The organism is Actinoplanes sp. NPDC051346, assembly GCF_040682215.1.
Lineage (GTDB): Bacteria > Actinomycetota > Actinomycetes > Mycobacteriales > Micromonosporaceae > Actinoplanes.
Genome location: NZ_JBFBAJ010000024.1, coordinates 1 through 17,471, shown reverse-complemented (window position 1 = coordinate 17,471; position 17,471 = coordinate 1). Strand labels below are relative to the sequence as shown.

The window sequence follows — 17,471 nt, the reverse complement described above, 5'->3', positions numbered from 1 at the left end:
CTACGTGGCCATTCAACCGATCGTCCACCTCGGCAATTCCCGCACGAGGGCCGGGATGCACGTGGTCTGAGGCACGATTTTCGGGCCCGTCGGCGGACGCGCTACGCCGATCGTAACCGAAAGTAGGGACAGCGTTTTCATATGTTGCGAATTGGCGCAGGTCCACTGTGTGCGAATCAAGAGACGTCGGCCCTGTTACCTCAGTGGCATAACAAACAGATCACTACGCCCAAGAACAGGTAACAAAGTTTACTGTGACCTGAGTCACTCTGAAAACTCTTCACATGTGCACGGACGGTAAGGCAAACTCTTTCTCAACAGAGCGTGGGCGGCGGGTGCCGGGGAGGGCCCCGCCGCTCATTGCGTCTCCTGCCAGTTGGATCAAGCGAGCCGTGACATTGCCGGCCCCGCATGTGATCCCGGCGACCAGATCTTCCCCCAGGGCCGACCAGCATGCCTGAAGTCGCGGCTGATCAACGCGCCGGGTCGACCGACAAAGCCCCGACCCGCGCCGCTACCGTCCTCCACCATGGCGGCCGACGAGGTGATCACGGAAAGCGGCGTTCCTGTGCCACAGGCCGGGGGTGAGCCTCCCCTCGAGGTCGGCGTCGGGCCCTGGCCGGGCCCGTGGCCCGACGACGAACGCTACGACCCCGAGCTCCTCGAGCAGGGCGACCGGCGCAACGTCGTCGACCGGTACCGCTACTGGCGCCGCGAGGCGGTCGTCGCCGACCTCGACCGCCGCCGGCACGGGTTCCACGTCGCGATCGAGAACTGGCAGCACGACTTCAACATCGGAACGGTGGTCCGCAACGCCAACGCCTTCCTCGCGGCCGAGGTGCACATCGTCGGCCAGCGGCGATGGAACCGGCGGGGGGCGATGGTCACCGACCGGTACCAGCACGTCCGCCACCATCCGACGATCGAAAGCTTCGCGCACTGGGCGGCCGACGCGGGACTGCCGATCATCGGGATCGACAATCTGCCGGGATCCCGCCCGATGGAGACGGTCACCCTTCCGAAAGAATGCATTCTTCTCTTCGGCCAGGAGGGCCCCGGGCTTTCCGACGCCGCCCGCGCTGCGTGCGGCGCCCTCTTTTCAATCGCACAGTACGGGTCCACGCGCTCGATCAATGCCGGCGTAGCGAGCGGCATCGCGATGCATTCATGGGTACGGGCGCACGCGGAACCCCCGCCAAGCTGACCCGTGCGGGCTCCTCGCCAACCTGATCCGGGCGGACCTTCGCCCAGCCGATCCGGGCGGACCTTCGCCCAGCCGATCCGGGCGGGCCCCAACCTGATCCAGACGGACCTTCGCCAAGCCGATCCAGACGGACCCCAAGCTGACCCAGGCGGAACTTCGCCGGACTGACCAACCCGCACCACGTTGATCAAGTCGCGCGGCTGCCCCTTCCGGCGGGGGGAACCGTCTCGGCCAGGGTGGGCGAGCCGTCATGGCCAGGGCGGCAGCCTTTCCCGGGCGGCGCCGGCCGGGCCTGCCCATCCGTTCGGGTTCTGCCGATCCGCTTGACGGGGGCCGCCCCGACCCGCACCTTTAGAGGGTGGGTGTCACGGTGAGTTGCCCCCGTTGTGCTGCTCAGGTCCGGCCGCCGGACCTGATGCACAGTGAATGGCGCTGCGACAACTGTGGCGACGTCCACCCGTTCCACGTGGCCGACCATATCGGGCCGGAGATCCTCGAGAGTGCCGTGCGTCAGCCGGTCCGTTCCGTCGAGCGTATGCCTCTGTGGTGTCCCTGGCCGCTGCCGACGGGCTGGATGGTGACCGGCGTCGGCTGGGCGGGTGACGACCGGTCCGGCGTCAGTGCGACCGCCCTCTCCTGCAGTGGCCCGGACCCGCTCGGCGGCGGCCCGGCCGACCTCGTGCTCATCGCCGAGCAGCCCGGGGTGGGGCTCGGCACGCGCTTCGCCGGCATTCCCGGGATCGATCCGGGCTATCTGATCGCCGAGGCGCTCGGTGACGGAGGTGGGCGGCCCGGCCCGCATGCCAAGATCAAGGCTGGTGGGCATCCGACTCCACTGTGGTGTGTCAAGTCCCCGGAGGACCGGAGCGCCTATGTGAGTGAGGCCAAAGGAATGTGGCTCTATGCGGTAGCGTGGCCGGCAAGCGCGGGCTACTTCCTCGCCGAGCATGTCGTGCTCCACGATCTCTCGGACGGGATTCCACCCGAGCTCGTGTACGGAGCGCCGTCGCCGTACCTGCACGGCCGGGTCTGACGTTTTCCGGTTGACCTGCGGGAACGGTATCGGCTTTTCGGCCACATTGTTCACACTGAGCAGCGAAACTGATACCGTGAGTGTTGCCGCGGCGTCGACCGTACCCGCAACGGAGGAGCAGGCCCGCCATGATCAAGAAGGTTCTCACCTGGCTTGGCATCGCATTCTTGATCTTCTTCATTGCGTTCAACCCGAACTCGGCCGCCGCCGTCTTCGAGTCGCTCGGTTCCACCATCGGAGACATCGCCCGCGGTTTCGGAACGTTCTTCACCAACCTCGTCGCTTAACATCGGCGCATGGGTCCTGGTGAGCCGCGGCAACCTGATGGTGAGGGTGCGCGCCGCCCTCAGGACGACGACGAGAATTTCGGCTACAACGATCCCGCCTTCTCCGACGACGGTCCGGAGTATGCCCGGGGCAGGGCCTCAGCGGACGGTCCGGGCTTCTCGCCCAGCGCTGGCTACTCGGCGGACGCCGGCTACTCGCCGAGCGCGGCCTTCGGTGACGAGTACGAGACCCGGGAGCAGGAGCGCTACCGCGATCCCGGCGAGTACGAGGCTCCTGTCTTCACCCAGGAGGAGCTGGAGGGCCTCGGAGGCGACGGCGCGGGCGTCCCGGGTGGACCCCGGCGCGTGCTGCCCCTCGAGGACGAACCGACCACACTGGTCTCCCGCTATCTCTTCCCGACCGAGCGCTACCGCGGCGAGTGGAAGCGGCACTGGATCCACCTGTCCACCCCGCTGCTGATCGGCATCGGTGCCACGCTCCTGCTCGGCTACCTCGCCGGATTCCTCACCCGTCAGGAGATCGACGGCCTGGTCACGGCGGCGGTGTTGATCTGGCTGGGCGTGATGGGCTGGGTCGCGTGGAAGGTCGGCGACTGGTATTTCGACCGCTTCATCCTCACCAACAAGCGGGTGATGGTGGTCAACGGCATCATCACCCGTCGGGTCGCGATGATGCCGCTGCTCCGGGTCACCGACATGAAATATGAACAATCCGCGCTCGGCCGCATGCTCAGCTACGGCACGTTCGTGCTCGAGTCGGCGGGCCAGGATCAGGCGCTGCGCGAGGTCAAGCACCTGCCCAACCCCAATGAGCTCTACCTGCGGGTGGTGGAGGAGATGTACGAGCCGCAGGCGGTCGAGGCCCGGCTGGGCAAGGATGGTGACGCGGGCGACGACGCCTGACGTCCGTACCGAATCCGCAGGCCCCACCCGCTAGCGTCTGTCGCGTGACCAGAATCGACCTGCACTGCCATTCGACCGCCAGTGACGGCACACTGACCCCGGCCGAACTGGTTCGTGCCGGGCTCGAAGCCGGCCTCGACGTGATGGCCATCACTGATCACGACACCACGGGCGGGTGGGCGCAGGCCGCGACGGCGCGGCCCGCGGGCCTGACTTTGGTACGCGGCGCCGAGCTCTCCTGCCGCTGGTACGGAGTGGATCCGGCGATCCCGCTGCACCTCCTCGCGTACCTGTTCGATCCGGCGGAGCCGCGGCTCGCCGCCGACCTCGCGCGGTTGCGCACCGACCGCGAGCAGCGGGCCGAGAAGATCGTCAACCTGCTGCGTGCCGACGGCGTGGACATCAGCTGGCCCGAGGTCAGCGGCTACGCGGCCGGCGGCTCGGTGGGGCGGCCACACATTGCCCAGGCGCTGATCCGTGCCGGTCTGGTCCGGACGACCAGCGAGGCGTTCGCCTCCCGCTGGTTGGGCTCGCGTTACTTCGTACCCAAAGCCGATCTTGATGTTTTCGAAGCCGTGCGGGCGGTGCGGGCCGCGGGCGGCGTGACCGTCTTCGCCCACCCGAACGCCACGGTCCGGGGCCGGATCGTGCCGGACAGACTGATCGTGGACCTGGCCGAGGCGGGCCTCTTCGGACTCGAAGCCGACCACGAGGACCACACGCCGGAGCAACGCGAGCACGTGCGGGCGCTCGCCGGCGAGCTCGGCCTCGTCGTCACAGGATCGTCAGACTTTCACGGTACGCACAAGACCGTGCGGCTCGGGGCGTTCACGACGGAGCTTGCCGCGTACGAAAAAATCGTGGCCGCCGCGACCGGAGTCCCCATCCTGGGGTGACGGTTCTCGCAGTTCGGGGCGGCCTCGCGCCGCGCCGCCTAGGTTGATCGCGTGGATCTGAAGTTGTTCGGCGAGGCCTTCGTGACCCTCCTGGTGATCGTCGACCCTCCGGGCATGGTGCCCGTCTTCCTGGCCCTGACCGGCACGCTGCCGACCAAGGAGCGCACCCGCGCGGGCACCCAGGCGGTGCTGCTCGCGCTCGGCGTCATCGTCGTCTTCGCGGTTGCGGGGCAGACGCTGCTCGACTATCTGCACGTCCAGCTTCCCGCACTGCAGGGCGCGGGCGGCCTGCTGCTCCTGCTCGTAGCGTTGCAACTGCTCACGGGCAAGGTCGACGAGTCCTCTGACCAGGGCGGAACGGCCAATGTGGCGCTGGTGCCGATCGGCACCCCGCTGCTCGCCGGCCCCGGCGCGATCGTGGCGACGATGCTGTTCGTGAAGCGAGCGGACGGTGCCGCGGACTACACGATGATCGGCCTCGCGATCCTCGCGGTCATGTTGTCGGTGTGGCTGGTGCTCAGATTCTCCGGCGGGATCGTCAAGCTGCTGCGGCCGGCGGGCATCGAGGTGCTGACCCGGATCGCCGGCCTGCTGCTGGCCGCCATCGCGGTGCAACTCGTCGCGGACGCCGTGGCGGCCTTCGTCAAGCTGTACGCCTGAGGTCCCCCGCCCGGGCGGCGGTTTTGTCAGACGTTCCTGGCAGGATTGAGCGGTGCCCAGGATCTCGCAGCGATCAGCCGCCGTGCCCGAGCAGTTGGGGTTCGCCGGCATGCCCGAGCGCCTCTTCGTCTGCACGCCCAGCAAGCTCGGCACCTACGCCGACTGCCCACGGCGCTACCGCTACACCTACGTCGACCGGCCCAGCCCGCAGAAGGGCCCACCCTGGGCCCACAACTCGCTCGGCGCGAGCGTGCACACGGCCCTCAAGAATTGGTACGCCTTGCCGACCGCGCGACGCGACACCGCCGCCCTGCCGACCCTGCTCAAGGCCACCTGGGTCCGCGAGGGCTATCGCGATGTCGACCAGGAACGGGTCGCCTATCGCAAGTCGCTCGAGTGGCTCGACACCTACGTCGCCGGCCTCGACCCGGAGGAGGAACCGCTGGGCGTGGAGCGCGTGGTGGCGACGAAGACCGGCGTGCTCGCGTTCAACGGCCGCGCCGACCGCATCGACAGTCGCGCCGGCGAGGCCGTGATCGTCGACTACAAGACCGGCCGCTCCGGCCTCGACGCCGACGACGCCCGCGGATCCCAGGCCCTGGCCCTTTATGCGTACGCGGCCCAGCGCGTGTTCCGCCGCCCGTGCCGCCGCGTCGAGCTCCACCACCTGCCCAGCGGCACGGTGGCGGCCCACGAGCACACCGAGGAATCCCTGGCCCGCCAGATCACCCGGGCGGAGGACACGGCCCACGACATCATGGCGGCGGAGAAGGCGGTCGCCGCCGGGGCGGACCCGGACGCGGAGTTCCCGACGAATCCAGGAACGTTGTGTGGATGGTGCGATTTTCGGCGCACGTGCCCGGCCGGTGTGGACGTGCAGGGCAAGGAGCCGTGGGCGGCCGTCGAGCATCTGGAACGGGTTGGGTAGGCGGCGAGCTGGGGCGGCCCTTTGGGGCCGTTTTCCACCGTCTGCCGGGCGGCTCAGTGCACCTCGTTGCCGGTGTCTTCAGGTCAGGCACCTCGTTGCCGGTGTCTTCAGGTCAGGCCGGCTCGTTCGAGGGCTTCGCGGCGCATGGGTGCCACGCGATATCGCTCGGGAAGGGTGGCGAGACCGGCCTTGATCAGCAGCCGGAGCCCCCGGACGGACAGATCCGCCGACATGTCGGTCGTCGGCCAGCCGAGACCGCCGAACATCTTGCGGGCCCAGGGCGGAAGCAGGGCGACCGCCGTCGCCGCAATCCCGAAGTAAGCCCAGCGCGTCGGCCCGAGAGTGAGCCCGAGGCGCAGCGGAACGCTGCCCCAGGACGTCGGCACCGGCGGCACGGTGAGGAACAACGCGGTCTCCGCGCTGTCCCGGGTCAGACCCAACTCAGGCCTCATCGTCTCGTAGTAGTCCGCGACCTCACCCGCCGTCGCGGGCACCGTAGCCGGATCAAGCCCGACCAGCTCGGCGGCGCGGACCTGCTCGGTGTAGTAACGGTCGACCTCGTCGTCGGTGAGGTCGAGCCCCGCACGCCGGGCTGTGGTCAGGAACGACTCCACCTCGGTGACGTGCACCCAGCGAAGCAGGTCGGGCTCATCGATGCGGAACGTCTCGCCCGTACGCGGATCGGTCGCGGTCATCCTGGCGTGCAACCGCCGAAGCCGGCTCGCCACCCGCTCAACCTCGGCGGTGCTGCCGTAAAGGACGGTTTCCACGTACGCCGAGGTGCGCTCGAAACGTCCCCACGGGTCCGCGCGATAGCCGGAATTCTGGGCGATCGCCGCGACGGCCCGCGGATGCAGGGCCTGCAGGTAGAGGGAGCGAAGGCCGCCGAGAATGACGATCGGTTCCCGGTGCAGCTTCCAGGTGACCGAGCCGGGCCCGAATAGCCCGAGGTCGGCAGAATGCCCGCCTCGCCCTGGGGGCCGAAGGGTGCCGGTGGCAGCCTGCACGAGGCTGTCTTCCGTCGTCATGCCTCCAGCGTGCCATGAAGAGGGTGAAGTTGAACAGGTTCAGAGTCGGTGCGTGCCGGGCAGGATCCGGTCGGACGTCTTCCGGCAGCGTCGGGTAGTGGCGGTCGGGGGCCGGTCAGCCGGCGGGGGTCGCTTAGCCGTCCGGGGTCGACCCAGCCGTCCGGGGTCGACCCAGCCGTCCGGGGTCCACCCAGCCGTCCGGGGTCGACCCAGCCGTCCGGGGTCCACCCAGCCGTCCGGGTCCACCCTGCCGTATGGCGCACCGTCAATCCGAGGCGTTCGCGGTGCGACTGGGTCGACTTCGACTTTTGACGTTGGCGCCGAGCGCGTGGCCGTGTCGATGAACCAGATGGATCTGGCGAGTGTAAGCGGGAGCAGGGATGTTTCTGGCTCGAGTTGGCCCTAGGCTTGCGCCCATGATTGTTTAACATTCAAGGAGGCTGACCGTGTTCGACCAGATAAACGGCCTGCCCGTCCATGCCCTCGTGATCCACGCGGCGGTCGTGTTCGTGCCGCTCCTGGCCCTGGCGGCAGTGGTTTACGCGCTCGTGCCTCGGTGGCGGGCCAAGGTCGGCTGGGCGGCGATCCTGCTGGCCATCGCCGCCCCGGCAACGGCGTGGGTGGCGAAGCAGTCGGGCGCTGAGCTGCACGACCGCCTCGTCGCGAACGGGATGACCGGTCCGCCGCTCGCCAAGATCGAAGAGCACGCCGGCTTCGGCACGATGACGTTCTACTATTCGCTCGCCTTGGCCGTCGTGACCCTCGCCATGGTGATCCTCACCCTCAGGTCGTCCACGCTTCGCCTACCCCGTGTCGCCGACATATTGCTGGCAGTGGTCCTAGTGGCGCTCGCGGCGGTTTCCAGCTATTACGTCTTCATGACCGGCGACACAGGCGCACAGGCGGTCTGGGGCACCTCCTGACTTTTTGGTCGGGTCGGGAAGCCGTCGACGTCGGTCTGGCACCGTCTCGGCCGCCATGTGGGGTGGCGGCCGAGAGCTCGCCGCCCGGGTAACGCGATCCGCATACGAACGCGAGCTCGACGGCGTCCGAACGTCAGAAGATGCTTCGGGCGCAGAGCAGGCACAGCACGATCAGGGCTATCGCCCCCGCCACCAAGCCCACGCCGTAGGTCACGGTTCGCGCCGCACCCTCGGACTCGTCCAAAGCCTCGTAGTCCTGCGCCGGCATGCTTCGTGGTGGCGGTGACTCGGACACGACCGGAGGGCGCCAGAGCGGAGAAGCGGGAGCCGGCCGAGGCGGCCCCTCATAGGCCGGCGGCCGAGGCTCTGGAGCCGGCGCAGGACGTTCGACGCCGAACGGATCCCCCGACGCCGCATCATCAGGGCGCTGCCAGAAAGCATCGTCGTCGGATTCGGTCGGGGCGCTCACGTTCATCGACGCTACATCCATCGGGTGCCGACAGCGCACGCGACGCGGCTTACCCTCATACCGTGGACATCCTTGACGAACCCGACCGCGACGCCGACGCCGAGCGCACCGTGGACTTCGAGTCCGAGGAGACGCCGCTGATTCCGGAGCAGACCCGCGACGACACGGAACATGGCTGGGGTTACAGCAGCGCCGCCGACTCCAACGACGACCGCCTCCTGGAGGACCGGCCACCGCACTGGGGCTGACCAGCGAAGATCCTTTAGACGCCTGACGCCTGACGCCTGACGCCTGACGCCTGACGCCGAGCGCCATCGGGGACATCGGCAAGCCAGAGGCCGGAGTCAGGGACTCGAGCCTCGTGATGTGAGTGCCTGGTGTGAGGCGTCCGGTGGGCGGGCGTGCTTGGAAAGCACGTCCAGCGGACGGCCGCAGGTCGCCGGCCCGGACCATGCCAGGGCCGCGGCGGCAACCAACAGCGCCGCCAGCATGGTGAGGCGTAGCAGGACCATGCTTGCCCGCCGGCTCTGGCGTAGCGGTGTGAGGTCGGAGCGGGTTTTGTTCGATGTCAGCCACATGCCGTCAAGCTAGCGATTTTCCGAGCACCGAGGGCTGAGGCCTGTGGACAAACCCGCGTTGTGGATAACTCCGAGGACCCGGGGGCCCGCCCGGTAGAAAGGACGGGCCACGCCGGGATGCCGGTCGCTCGACCAAGCCGAGCTCGATCAGGGTGCTCAGCTCGGTCAGGGCGCTTGGGCTCGGTTCCGGTGCTGAGTTCGGCCTCGGTGCTGAGTTCGGCTGCGGTGCGAGCTCGATCAGGGCGCCGGGCTCGATTCCGGTGCTGAACTCGGCCTCGGTGCTGAGCTCGGCCGAGAGCGCTGAGCTGGGTGCGGTGCTGAGCTCGGCCGAGAGCGCTGAGCTGGGTGCGGTGCTGAGCTCGACCGAGAGCGCTGAGCTGGGTGCGGTGCTGAGCTCGGCCAATGGTGCCGGGCGCAGTGTGACGTCGTGTCTGGCTCAAGAGGCGTTGAGCTCAGGCGGGGGTCCTTCTGCGCTTCGGGACGGCGACGCCGAGCTCAGGAGGACGTCGAAGCGGTGGACGGCGACGTCGCGGCAGGAGCAGGAGCGGGAGATGGAGAGGAGGACGCTGGTGTCGACGAGGTGGATGACGTCGAGGACGACTCGGACTTCTTGTCGGACGAGGTCGAGGACGGCGTCGTGGCGGGCTTGTCCGTGCCGCCGTTACCCGAGCGCGAGTCGTTGCGGTAGAAGCCGGAGCCCTTGAAGACGATGCCGACGGAGTTGAAGACCTTGCGGAGCTTGCCGCTGCAGGTGGGGCACTCGGTCAGTGCCGCGTCGGAAAACGACTGCACCCTCTCGAGCTGCTCCCCGCACTCGGTGCATGCGTACTGGTACGTGGGCACTGGTCCTCCGCGTCGATCTCGATGGCTGGCACTCGCCGACTACGAGTGCCAATGCTCCGTCATCGGAGTTTATTTCGTCCAGTCCAGGCTCTCGCTGAGCCCCTCGGCAGGTGTGATCGCGGCGCGGACGCGGCGGTCGTGTGGCTCGGTCGGAACCTCGGCGAGCAGCTCTCCGTCGTGAAGCAGGGCGACGGTGAACGCCGTGTCGGGGACGCGGGCGAGGGCGCGGTCGTAGGAGCCGCCGCCCCGGCCCATGCGGACGCCGCGGCGGTCGATCGCGAGCGCCGGCACGACGACGAGTTCCGCGTTGGATACGGCCGAGGTGCCTAGGCGAGGTCCCGTCGGCTCCAGGAGGCCGCGAGGCCCAGGGCGGAGTGAGGACGAATCCTCGTACGGCGTCCAGTCCAGGTCGCCGTCCGGCAGCAGGACCGGTAGGAGCACCGAGGCAGTCGGTGCCGCGCGGCGGAGTGCTTCCGGGAGGTCCCGGCCGCCGGGCTCGGCGCCGATCGGGACATAGGCGGCGATGACTGTGGGTGATTGCCGGCGTACGTGGTCTAGGAGGGCCTTCTGGACTCGCGCGGCCGCGTCAGAGAGAGCGTCACGCGTTTTTGATCTACGCAATGCTAAGAGTTGACCTCGGAGAGCGATCTTTGCGAGACGACAGCTTTCCGCATGACGGGTGAAATCGGACATGCAACACCCCCTTTGTAAAGCCGGCAAACGGTGCGCACTATGTCAGCATCGCTCCAAAGAAGGCCACTTCCAGGAGGTCGTGTGACTCTGCGTGGCCGACTCACTACAGCCTTCCTGGCGGTCGTGCTCGGTCCGGTCCTGCTCGGAACCTTCTTCGTGGGCATGACCGTGGCCACGGTGAGCCGGGACCGGACGGTCGAGCGACTCGATCATGCCGCAACAACGGTACGGAGTGCGATGGGCGCCCTGTGCGGGCAGCTTCAGGCTGTAGCCGACGCCGTCGCCGTGCTGCCCGCGGATGACAGGAGGTCGGCTGCGGACCAGATGGTGACTCGCGGGCTGGCCGCCGAGGTCCGGATTGTGGTCTACACCCCGAGCGTCGACAGCGGCCAGCCCACCGCGGGGGAGAGCAAACCCGGGCCAGATCAGAGCGGGGCAGGGCAGGGCGGCGGGGCAGGGCAGAGCGCGACAACAGCGGGCAAAACGTGGGAGGGCAGGGCAGTGGGGCGACTCGAAGGCGGTGAAAGCCTCGCCGAAGAGCGCGATTGCGCGGGCCCGCCAGCCAAATCCGCACCTACCGCAAGCATCACAGCCGTCGCACCTACCGCAAGCATCGCAGCCGTCGCACCTACCGCAAGCATCGCAGCCGTCGCACCTACCGCAAGCATCACAGCCGTCGCACCTACCGCAAGCATCGCAGCCGTCGCACCTACCGCAAGCATCACAGCCATCACTGCGAGCGCCGTACAAGACGACGTCGTCGTGGTCGCTGTGGCGCACGCAGACGAGGACTTCATTCAGCGCCTGGCCCACACCAGCGGCGCCGCCGTCGCCCTGAACCGTGGCGCTCGGGGGCCTGCCAGGAGGGCGATCGCGGATGGTCCCGGTCAGCCCCTTCCGCTCGTCGTCTCCGTGCCCGACCGGGCGCCCATTCCGCTCTACTGGCTGCTCGCCGTCGCCGTGGCGATCGTCGCCGGGATCGCGATCGTGGTCGCGCGGTGGCTCGCCCGGTCCACCACCCGCCCTCTCGAGGAGCTCGCCTGGGCCGCCGGCAAGGTTGCCGACGGCGAGCTGGGGGTGCGGGTGCCGGTCCGGCGGGATGACGAGATCGGGCGGCTCGGCGGCACCTTCAACCGCATGACGCGGGAGCTGCAGGCGTACGTGCAGGCTCTCACCGCCAGCCGCGACCAGCTTCGCGGGCATCTGGCCATCCTGGGCGACACCCTTTCCAGCACCCACGACCTGGACCGCATCCTTCAGGTCATCCTCCAGACCGCGCTGTCCGCGAGCGGCGCACGTGCCGGGATCGTGCTGCTCACCGATCCCGCTGGCGGTGATCTGGTCGCCCGGTGCGCGGAGGGGCTCACCGGCCGGTGGGACGTGCCCGACGACGATCTGGCGTCGCTGCGGGTGCCGCGCGGACGCGGCATTCTCGGCGCTGTCGCCGCGAGTGGAGAGCCTCGGCGAGGGTTCTGCGGCCTCGGGGGCGGGCTGATCGACGAGCCGGCCTGCCGGACGTACGTCGCCGTGCCGATCTGCGCACCGGCCACCGTTGGTGATCCGCTGATGTCGGGGGAGTGGGAGCTGCATCCCGGCACCCTCGGGGTGCTTGCGTTGTACGACCGGCTCGGGACCGATGAGTTCGACGACGCGGACCTGCTCATGCTGCGGACTTTCGCCGGGCAGGCGGGGGTCGCCGTGCACAACGTGCGGATGCACGAGGAGGCACAGCGGCTTTCCCTCACCGACCCGCTCACCGGGTTGTGGAACTACCGTTACCTGCGGGAGTCGTTGCGGCGGGAGGTCGAGCGGGCCAGCCGGTTCGGGCGGATGCTCACCGTGCTGGTGTTGGATCTCGACCATTTCAAAGAGGTGAATGACACACACGGGCATGCCGCCGGGGACGCCGTGCTGGGCGAGTTCGCCCGGCGGGTCAGGCTGGCGCTTCGGGAGGTCGACGTGGCGTTCCGGCAGGGTGGTGAGGAGTTCGTGGTGTTGCTGCCCGAGACGGACGCTTATGGCGGGGTCATCGTCGCCGAGCGGCTCGGAGCCGCGGTCCGCGACGACCCGGTTTCGGTCGACGGCCGTGGGTCCGGCGCGGATGCCGGTTCCGCCGTCGAGCGAGTGCCGATCAGCGTCTCCATCGGGATCGCCGTTTTCCCGGAGCACGGCAATACGGCCGACCGGGTGCTCGCGGCCGCCGACGACGCGTTGTACGCGGCCAAGCATGCCGGGCGGGACACCTACCGCCTGGCCGGTGTGACGCAGGCGTCAGTTTCAGGCGGAGTCGACGAGGGGCAATTCGATCATCCGGAATCCGTGCAGGGCGCGTCCGGCGGGCCACAACCGCCGCGACAGGGCCGTGGCCGATAGTCTCGCGGAATGTCCGGGCACGAACTCAGCAAAGGTGCGGTGACCCTCACATGACCACGCAGGCGCATGCGACCGGCCGTCGAGCCGTCAAGGCCGTCATTCCGGCGGCGGGGCTCGCTACCCGATTCCTTCCGGCTACCAAGGCCGTACCCAAGGAGCTTTTGCCGGTCGTGGACCGCCCGGTTCTTCAGTACATCGTGGAGGAGGCGGCGGCCGCGGGCATCACCGATGTGCTGCTCGTGACCGGGCGGGGCAAGACCTCCATGGTCGACCACTTCGATCGGCGGCCCGACGTGGAGGCGCGGCTGGAGGAGAAGGGCGACATGGAGCGGCTTGCCGCCGTTCGCCGCACCAGCGAGCTCGCGGACATCTACACGTGCCGCCAGGGTGAGCCGCTCGGCCTGGGTCACGCCGTTGGCGTGGCCGCGTCGCATGTCGGCGGCGAGGCCTTCGCTGTGCTGCTCGGTGACGAGTTCGTCGCGGAGGATCAGCCGTTGCTGCCGGAGATGCTGGACCTGCAGGCCGAGACCGGCGGCATCGTCCTCGCCTTCATCGAGGTCTCGCCCGAGGAGACCAGCCGCTACGGCATCGCTTCCGTCGAGCCGGACCCGGGGCGCGGCGAGAATGTCGTGAAGGTCACCGGCCTGGTCGAGAAGCCGTCACCCGCGGAGGCGCCGAGCAACCTGGCCGTGGTGGGGCGCTACGTCCTGCCCGCCACCATCTTCGAGGCGATCCACCAGACCAAGCCCGGGAGCGGGGGCGAGATTCAGCTGACCGACGCGATGGCTCAGCTGCTCGCCGACGGCACGCCGGTGCACGGCATCATCTACCGCGGGCACCGCTACGACACCGGGATGCCGCTGGGTTACCTCCAGGCCGTGGTCCAGCTCGCGGCCCAGCGCTCCGACGTGGGTCCGGAGTTCCGTCAGTGGCTGAGCGAGTTCGTGGCCACGCACATCGGCGGTGCCCAGGGATGACAGCCACGGCCGATGCCGAGGCGGCCGCCAACGAGCTGATGCCTCTCGCCGACTACCTGGGCAGCGTGCTGCGCAGGTTGCGTGCGCTGCCTCCGCTCGACCTCGACCTCACCCAGGCGCACGGCAACGTCCTCGCCAACGACGTGCTGGCCCCGCACCCGTATCCCGCCTTCGACCAGGCGGCGATCGACGGGTACGCGGCCCGCTGGGAGGACCTTGCCGCCGCCGGGCGGATCGGCTCGCACCCGTCCTTCGGGCAGTTCGAGGGCGGGCTGCGTCCGGTCCGGCTCAACGTCGTCGGTGACCTCGGCGCGGCCAGTTGGCGTCCGGTCCGGCTCACCCCGGGAACCTGCTTCTCCGTGGCGGCCGGCGCGCCGCTGCCGATCGGCGCCGACGTCGTCGTGCCGGTGCACTGGACCGATCAGGGCATGGCCGCGGTGGAGATCCTGCACGCGCCGAAACGCGGATCAGGGGTACGACGGGCCGGCGAGGAACTGCCCGTCAGCCGGGTCCTGGCGTCCGCCGGCTCCTATGTGACGCCCGCGATGGTCGCCGTGTTCGCCGCGTCCGGCATCGGGCACGTGGTCGTGCGGCCCAGCCCCCGGGTGGTCGTGGTGGCCACCGGCGACGAACTCGTCGACGTCGGCCGGCCCAGCCAGCCGGGACAGGTGGTGGACGCGAATTCGCACGCGCTCACCGCCGCCGCGGTCGAGGCCGGCGCTCTCGCGTACAGAATCGGCATCTGTGACGACGATCCGGAAAGCCTGCGGGGGTTGCTCGAGGACCAGACGCTGCGGGCCGATCTGATCATCACGACCGGAGGCACGGGTACGGGGCCAGGCGACATGCTCCGCCGCGTCCTCTCCCGCCGTGACCACGGCCGTGGCGCGGTCGAGTTCACCGACGTGGCGCTCTGCCCGGGCGCTGGGCTCGGCTTCGGCACCGTCGGCGGCGAGGAGGTGCCGGTCGTCTGCCTGCCGGGTGAGCCCGGTGCCGCCCTGATCGGCTTCGAGGTGCTCGCCCGACCCGTCATCCAGTTGCTCGCCGGTTCCGAGCCAGTCTTCCGGCCCAGCGTCAAGGCACACCTGCTCGAGACCGTCTCGTCGCCCGGGGGACTGCGGGAGTTCCGCCCCGCGCATGTCGCGGAACGGCGCGGCGGCGGCTACACGGTGCAGCCGCTCGCCGGCGGGCCGTACACTCTCTCCGGCCTGGCCGAAGCCAACGGTCTGCTGGTGCTGGGCGAGCGGGTCACCGCGGCCGCGGCCGGGTCGACCGTCGACGTGTTGCTGCTCGACCGGAGGCGATGATGCTGGGGTCCACGCCCGGATGGCCTGCCGTCCTGGCGGACGGTCCCGTGGTGCTCCGTCCCTATCGCCGCGGCGACGCGCAGGCCTGGTCCGAGGTCCGCGTCGCCAACGAGGCGTGGCTCAGCCCGTGGGAGTCGGCGCCGCCCGGGCCGTGGGCCGACATGAACTCGCCGCGGGCGTACCTCTACGTCTATCGGGATATGAAGCGAGCCGCGCGGCGCGGCGACAGCATGCCGTTCGCCGTCTGCCTGCGCTCCGGCGGCGAGGAGCGCCTGGTCGGCCACATCAACCTGGGCAGCATCGTGCGGCGGGCGTTCGGTTCCGCGTACGTGGGCTACTGGGTCGATTCCCGCGTCGCCGGTCGCGGGGTGATCCCGACGGCGCTGGCGCTCGCCGTGGACCACGCGTTCGGGGCGGGCGGGCTGCACCGGGTGGAGATCAACATCCGGCCGGAGAACGTGCCCAGCCGGCGGGTCGTGGAGAAGCTCGGGTTCCGCGAAGAGGCCTACCACCCGCGTTACATGCACATCGACGGCGCCTGGCGCGATCACCTCGGCTACGCGATGACCAGCGAAGAGGTCGCGGGCGAGGGCGGACTGCTGGCGCGGTGGCGCCGGTTGCGTACCACAGCAAATTGATCATCGAAGGCTCACCGGCCCGGCGCGGCGCGGCGATTTCCGCAGCTCTCGCCCGTAATCTCGGGGAGATTGCGACTTTTTCGTGACCGGGAACTGATCGCCCGGCACGGTCTGAGGCTGACGGGAGGGGTGAGGGTGCCGACCTCGGTGCTCCTCGCTGTCCTCGCCGCGGCCGGGTTGCTCGCCCTCGCACCGGCCCTCGTCCGCCGGTACGACGCCACCGAGCGCCTGGCGGCGGAGCGGGCGTCGTCGACGGCTCGGGTGCTGCAGCGCCACCGTCGGCTCCGCAGCGTGCCCGGACGCCGACCGGTCAACCCCGGTCGCCAGTATCTGGTTACGTCGCGGACCCTAACGGGTGATCCCACGCCGGTCTCCGGTGTCCCGGCGCCCGAGGCCCCGGCCTCGGCGGCCCCCGTCTCGGGAGCGCCGGTATCCGGCCCACCCGCCCGGCGGCTGCGAGTGGTGCCGTCCCGCCGCCCTGCCCGCCGCCGCCCGGTACGCCGGCAGACCCCGGCCGTGGTCCGCCGCCGCCGGGTCTTCGCCGCCCTGCTGCTGCTCAACGTGATCGAACTGGTCGGCGTGCTCGCGGTCGGCCCCGGATTCTGGATCAGCTTCGCCGTCACCGGCACGCTCCTCGGCCTCTACCTCATACACCTGCGCAACCACGCCATCGCCGACCGCCGGCGCCGCCGGATCGAGGCACGCGAGGCGGCATGGCTGGCGGCCCGGCAGGCCGAGGTGCGGCGCGAGCAAGCCCGCCGCGCGGCCGCCCGCCGCGAGGCGCAGCGCCGGCTCGCGGCACAGCGCGAGGCCGTACGCCGTACGGCCATGGGCCTGGACCGCGACCCGTCCGACCTCCCGGCCGCCGTCAACGGCGCGTCGGTGTCCTACCGGCGTACGGGGGGACTGCGCGGCCGGGCTTACGAGGCCGGCGGCCGCGGCGCTTCGTATCCAGCGTGACGAGCGGGCGGCCCCGCGAGTGCGCGGGTTGACGGATGCCCGGGCCCGCCTCGCAATGAGCGTTGCCGCCACGCGGAGGGGTGATTCGCGGGGCGGGCGGAAGACCTGTTAGCCTAGCTGCGGTCCTGAGGGACCGGGGGGCTGTGGCGCAGTCTGGTAGCGCACCTCGTTCGCATCGAGGGGGTCTGGGGTTCAAATCCCCACAGCTCCACCCCAAAATCTCTGGCCAGCGGAAACGCTGGCCAGATTTCGTTTGGACCAATGATGTCGCCGTAGGGCGTTCTGCACGTCAGCCGGATCGCCTTCCGTGCTCAGGTGGTTCGGGCCGACAGTGGCCACCGCTTATCGGCTTGCTCCGCGATTGTCGTGCAGAGAGGGCACGCCTGCCTTCCGCAACCAGCTCCACGATCGAGTGAGGTCGGATCCTCCACCATGTAGCCGCGCCGAGCGGATGCGGTGGGTTGACCTGCGCCGATACCGAATTGGGCGGACCTGCCCGACCGGATATCACCATCGAACCGCCCCGTCGGTCGGTCGCGGAAGGCGCGTCGTTGACCGACAGTTGCTGCCGTGATGAAGAAGGCGAATAGCGCGAGCTCCAAGGAAGTCAGGAATGGGCTGATCGGAGGCGCGATCGTCCTTGTGCTGTGTTGTGGCGGCGTCGCTTCCTTCCTAATACTCCAGCCGGGGATGTTGACCTTGGCTGAGCTGGGGTCTGATCTGGTGTGGGAACGAGGGCAGCCACCGTCGATCATGGACGGTTGTGTGGAC

Annotated in this window: 20 protein-coding genes and 1 tRNA gene; 16 read left to right on the top strand and 5 right to left on the bottom strand. The window is 69.5% G+C overall.

Annotated features, from left to right (window positions below; translation table 11 throughout):
• Positions 1-529 precede the first annotated feature (529 nt).
• From AB0M36_RS36095 to AB0M36_RS36065, 7 genes are all read left to right on the top strand, one after another.
• Positions 530-1,204: an RNA methyltransferase gene (locus AB0M36_RS36095; protein ID WP_364166974.1), complete on the top strand. Its 675-nt coding sequence runs from the start codon at positions 530-532 to the stop codon at positions 1,202-1,204.
• Between the two features lie 358 nt (positions 1,205-1,562).
• Entirely contained in the window at positions 1,563-2,237 is a 675-nt protein-coding gene (locus AB0M36_RS36090) for a DUF6758 family protein (RefSeq protein ID WP_364166972.1), read from the top strand.
• 128 nt (positions 2,238-2,365) lie between these two features.
• Positions 2,366-2,524 carry a hypothetical protein gene (locus AB0M36_RS36085; protein ID WP_023562582.1) on the top strand — a complete coding sequence of 53 codons (159 nt, stop codon included), beginning with the start codon at positions 2,366-2,368 and terminating at the stop codon, positions 2,522-2,524.
• A gap of 9 nt (positions 2,525-2,533) precedes the next feature.
• Positions 2,534-3,427, top strand: a complete 894-nt coding sequence (locus AB0M36_RS36080) for a PH domain-containing protein (protein ID WP_364166969.1) — start codon at positions 2,534-2,536, stop codon at positions 3,425-3,427.
• A gap of 44 nt (positions 3,428-3,471) precedes the next feature.
• Positions 3,472-4,323: a PHP domain-containing protein gene (locus tag AB0M36_RS36075; RefSeq protein WP_364166967.1), complete on the top strand. Its 852-nt coding sequence runs from the start codon at positions 3,472-3,474 to the stop codon at positions 4,321-4,323.
• A 51-nt stretch (positions 4,324-4,374) separates the two neighbouring features.
• Positions 4,375-4,983: a MarC family protein gene (locus tag AB0M36_RS36070; RefSeq protein ID WP_364166965.1), complete on the top strand. Its 609-nt coding sequence runs from the start codon at positions 4,375-4,377 to the stop codon at positions 4,981-4,983.
• 109 nt (positions 4,984-5,092) lie between these two features.
• Positions 5,093-5,911 (top strand): PD-(D/E)XK nuclease family protein, encoded by an 819-nt coding sequence (locus AB0M36_RS36065; RefSeq protein WP_364167064.1) that lies wholly within the window; start codon positions 5,093-5,095, stop codon positions 5,909-5,911.
• Between the two features lie 107 nt (positions 5,912-6,018).
• Here the strand turns inward: AB0M36_RS36065 and AB0M36_RS36060 are convergent, their stop codons facing one another.
• Entirely contained in the window at positions 6,019-6,939 is a 921-nt protein-coding gene (locus AB0M36_RS36060) for an oxygenase MpaB family protein (RefSeq protein ID WP_364166964.1), read from the bottom strand.
• 446 nt (positions 6,940-7,385) lie between these two features.
• On the opposite strand from AB0M36_RS36060, the gene AB0M36_RS36055 reads away from it, so the two are divergent.
• On the top strand, positions 7,386-7,862 hold the full coding sequence (locus AB0M36_RS36055) for a DUF2231 domain-containing protein (protein WP_364166962.1): 477 nt from the start codon (positions 7,386-7,388) through the stop codon (positions 7,860-7,862).
• A 133-nt stretch (positions 7,863-7,995) separates the two neighbouring features.
• Here the strand turns inward: AB0M36_RS36055 and AB0M36_RS36050 are convergent, their stop codons facing one another.
• Positions 7,996-8,157, bottom strand: a complete 162-nt coding sequence (locus AB0M36_RS36050; protein WP_364166960.1) for a hypothetical protein — start codon at positions 8,155-8,157, stop codon at positions 7,996-7,998.
• Positions 8,158-8,393: 236 nt separating this feature from the next.
• On the opposite strand from AB0M36_RS36050, the gene AB0M36_RS36045 reads away from it, so the two are divergent.
• A complete protein-coding gene (locus tag AB0M36_RS36045) occupies positions 8,394-8,579 on the top strand; it encodes a hypothetical protein (RefSeq protein WP_364166958.1) in 186 nt (61 codons plus the stop codon).
• A 96-nt stretch (positions 8,580-8,675) separates the two neighbouring features.
• Here AB0M36_RS36045 and AB0M36_RS36040 read toward each other — a convergent pair whose 3' ends face one another.
• The 3 genes from AB0M36_RS36040 to AB0M36_RS36030 form a co-directional block, all read right to left on the bottom strand.
• Positions 8,676-8,909: a hypothetical protein gene (locus AB0M36_RS36040; protein ID WP_364166956.1), complete on the bottom strand. Its 234-nt coding sequence runs from the start codon at positions 8,907-8,909 to the stop codon at positions 8,676-8,678.
• A gap of 495 nt (positions 8,910-9,404) precedes the next feature.
• Positions 9,405-9,752 carry an FmdB family zinc ribbon protein gene (locus AB0M36_RS36035; RefSeq protein ID WP_364166954.1) on the bottom strand — a complete coding sequence of 116 codons (348 nt, stop codon included), beginning with the start codon at positions 9,750-9,752 and terminating at the stop codon, positions 9,405-9,407.
• Positions 9,753-9,821: 69 nt separating this feature from the next.
• On the bottom strand, positions 9,822-10,445 hold the full coding sequence (locus AB0M36_RS36030) for a 5-formyltetrahydrofolate cyclo-ligase (RefSeq protein ID WP_364166952.1): 624 nt from the start codon (positions 10,443-10,445) through the stop codon (positions 9,822-9,824).
• Positions 10,446-10,526: 81 nt separating this feature from the next.
• Between AB0M36_RS36030 and AB0M36_RS36025 the strand changes: the two genes are divergently transcribed.
• From AB0M36_RS36025 to AB0M36_RS35995, 7 genes are all read left to right on the top strand, one after another.
• Positions 10,527-12,818 carry a diguanylate cyclase gene (locus AB0M36_RS36025; protein WP_364166950.1) on the top strand — a complete coding sequence of 764 codons (2,292 nt, stop codon included), beginning with the start codon at positions 10,527-10,529 and terminating at the stop codon, positions 12,816-12,818.
• A gap of 50 nt (positions 12,819-12,868) precedes the next feature.
• Positions 12,869-13,795 (top strand): UTP--glucose-1-phosphate uridylyltransferase, encoded by a 927-nt coding sequence (locus tag AB0M36_RS36020; RefSeq protein ID WP_364166948.1) that lies wholly within the window; start codon positions 12,869-12,871, stop codon positions 13,793-13,795.
• Positions 13,792-15,102 (top strand): gephyrin-like molybdotransferase Glp, encoded by a 1,311-nt coding sequence (gene glp / locus AB0M36_RS36015; protein WP_364166946.1) that lies wholly within the window; start codon positions 13,792-13,794, stop codon positions 15,100-15,102. The genes AB0M36_RS36020 and glp overlap by 4 nt, the downstream gene beginning before the upstream one ends.
• The gene (locus tag AB0M36_RS36010) at positions 15,099-15,740 is read left to right on the top strand and encodes a GNAT family protein (RefSeq protein ID WP_364166944.1); all 642 of its coding nucleotides are present in this window, start codon (positions 15,099-15,101) and stop codon (positions 15,738-15,740) included. Before glp ends, AB0M36_RS36010 begins: the two co-directional genes overlap by 4 nt.
• 129 nt (positions 15,741-15,869) lie before the next feature.
• Positions 15,870-16,700: a hypothetical protein gene (locus tag AB0M36_RS36005; RefSeq protein ID WP_364166942.1), complete on the top strand. Its 831-nt coding sequence runs from the start codon at positions 15,870-15,872 to the stop codon at positions 16,698-16,700.
• A 137-nt stretch (positions 16,701-16,837) separates the two neighbouring features.
• Positions 16,838-16,911 (top strand) — tRNA-Ala (locus tag AB0M36_RS36000).
• Between the two features lie 359 nt (positions 16,912-17,270).
• Positions 17,271-17,471: hypothetical protein (locus tag AB0M36_RS35995; RefSeq protein ID WP_364166940.1), on the top strand; the 201-nt coding region annotated here is incomplete at its 3' end.

Coding starts and splice junctions, on each gene's coding strand:
- AB0M36_RS36080 (WP_364166969.1), top strand. CDS start 2,534: ATGGGTCCTGGTGAGCCGCGGCAACCTGATGGTGAGGGTGCGCGCCGC.
- AB0M36_RS36010 (WP_364166944.1), top strand. CDS start 15,099: ATGATGCTGGGGTCCACGCCCGGATGGCCTGCCGTCCTGGCGGACGGT.
- AB0M36_RS36085 (WP_023562582.1), top strand. CDS start 2,366: ATGATCAAGAAGGTTCTCACCTGGCTTGGCATCGCATTCTTGATCTTC.
- AB0M36_RS36020 (WP_364166948.1), top strand. CDS start 12,869: ATGACCACGCAGGCGCATGCGACCGGCCGTCGAGCCGTCAAGGCCGTC.
- AB0M36_RS36065 (WP_364167064.1), top strand. CDS start 5,093: ATGCCCGAGCGCCTCTTCGTCTGCACGCCCAGCAAGCTCGGCACCTAC.
- AB0M36_RS36095 (WP_364166974.1), top strand. CDS start 530: ATGGCGGCCGACGAGGTGATCACGGAAAGCGGCGTTCCTGTGCCACAG.
- glp (WP_364166946.1), top strand. CDS start 13,792: ATGACAGCCACGGCCGATGCCGAGGCGGCCGCCAACGAGCTGATGCCT.
- AB0M36_RS36040 (WP_364166956.1), bottom strand. CDS start 8,909: ATGTGGCTGACATCGAACAAAACCCGCTCCGACCTCACACCGCTACGC.
- AB0M36_RS36030 (WP_364166952.1), bottom strand. CDS start 10,445: ATGTCCGATTTCACCCGTCATGCGGAAAGCTGTCGTCTCGCAAAGATC.
- AB0M36_RS36060 (WP_364166964.1), bottom strand. CDS start 6,939: ATGACGACGGAAGACAGCCTCGTGCAGGCTGCCACCGGCACCCTTCGG.